The 1417-nt window shown below is 67.0% G+C and carries 1 protein-coding gene; it reads right to left on the minus strand.

The genetic code is table 11. The annotated features are described in order from the left end of the window. Window positions 1–164: 164 nt before the first annotated feature. The gene (locus AB0F41_RS31580; protein ID WP_357430266.1) at window positions 165–1256 is read right to left on the minus strand and encodes a DUF4185 domain-containing protein; all 1092 of its coding nucleotides are present in this window, start codon (window positions 1254–1256) and stop codon (window positions 165–167) included. Between the last annotated feature and the right edge of the window lie 161 nt (window positions 1257–1417).

Here is a 1417-nt window from a genome sequence, read left to right on the forward strand (position 1 = left end):
CCAGGGCCGCGCGGGTGCGGCTCGCGGATACGATTTCGCGCGGGCGGCGGGCCTCCCTCGAAGCGCATGTGGCGAAGCCACGAGTCTCGAGGGCTGACAGCAGACGCCAAGGGGGCCGAACCCTCGAGCGGCGGAGCCGCTCCAAAATTACAGCCGCGCCAAAATTACAGCGGGGTGCGCATCAGTAGGACGTTGTATTGGTTGTGGACCGTCAACAGGAAGTACAGGTCGCTGCCGGTTTGGTAGGGGAAGATCATCGGCGCGTACGCGGTGGGCAGCGCCGCCGCCTCCACCAGCACCCGCGGCGGGCTCCACGGCCCTTCCGGCGAATCGGCGGTGCGCAACACCACCGAGTTGAACGGATCGGTCGTCGTCATCACGTATTTGCGTAGATGGTCGTTCCACTGCACCGACAGTTCGGCCACGCCGTCCACGATCGGTGCGGCGGCCTTCGCGTCGTTGGCCTTCCATTCCCGGCCGTCCCAGTATTCGTAGGCGTCGATATTCGCGATATCGGCCTCGCGTACCCGGGAGATGTAGCCGGGATGGTTCCGCCCGCCCGGCGTTCCGTACCGGTAGACGAACCCGTCTTTCTTCACGAACGCGTTCTGCTGGAACCGTTCGTGACCGTCCACGTTCCCGCGCCGCGTCGTGGGCAGCTGCGCCCAGGTCCGGCCACCGTCGCCGGAGGAGGCCAGGGTGGAGAAGTTCGTGGTCCAGCGACCGTGATCGCCCCACTCCTTCACCGACATCAGGCTCATGTACTGCACCCCGTTCACCGCGATACCCGCGGTCGGGATCAGGCTGATCTCGATTCCCGGGATCTTGGGGCTCGGCAGCGGGTTGGGCACCGCGCCGTCGAAGATGATCCCCTGGGAGGGATCCTTGGTACGACTGTGGAAAACCACATTGCTGGTCCACGCCCACATACTGCCCGCGAGCAGGTTCGGGAATCCGAAGCCCGCCGAATCACCGAACGCGGTGATCAACGTGCCACCCCCGTCGTCCCACATGACCCCCAGGTCGGTGCCGATCACGTTGACCTGCTGGGTCTTGTTGGGGCTGTCCATACCGGTCACCTGGAACACGGCCTGGGTATCGCCCGGCAGCGGCGGCAGCCCACGGGGCTGACCGTTGATCCCCGGGATCGGGTTCACGTTGTTCGGGTCGGCCGCGGCGGGACCGGCCAGGACGAGCGCCGCGGCGGCACCGACGACTCCGGCGCGCACCAGTACGGACAGCGGGCGGCGAGTCATTTTTCGGTGTCCTCCTGCGGAACTCGGGCGAGGTTTGGGGGCCATCTTGCCACAGGGGGCTGTGTTTTTCGGCGCGCTGGCGCGCGCGGGGTTCGGCCCCCTGAGCGTCGCCTGTCAGCCCGCGATACTCGCGCCTGCGGCGCATTGTCTCGCGGGCTGAC

Origin of the sequence: Nocardia sp. NPDC024068 (assembly GCF_040638875.1) — a bacterium.
GTDB lineage: Bacteria > Actinomycetota > Actinomycetes > Mycobacteriales > Mycobacteriaceae > Nocardia.

What these genes read in the sequence shown, in the direction of transcription:
- AB0F41_RS31580 (WP_357430266.1), bottom strand. Translation starts at nt 1,256, where the DNA reads ATGACTCGCCGCCCGCTGTCCGTACTGGTGCGCGCCGGAGTCGTCGGT.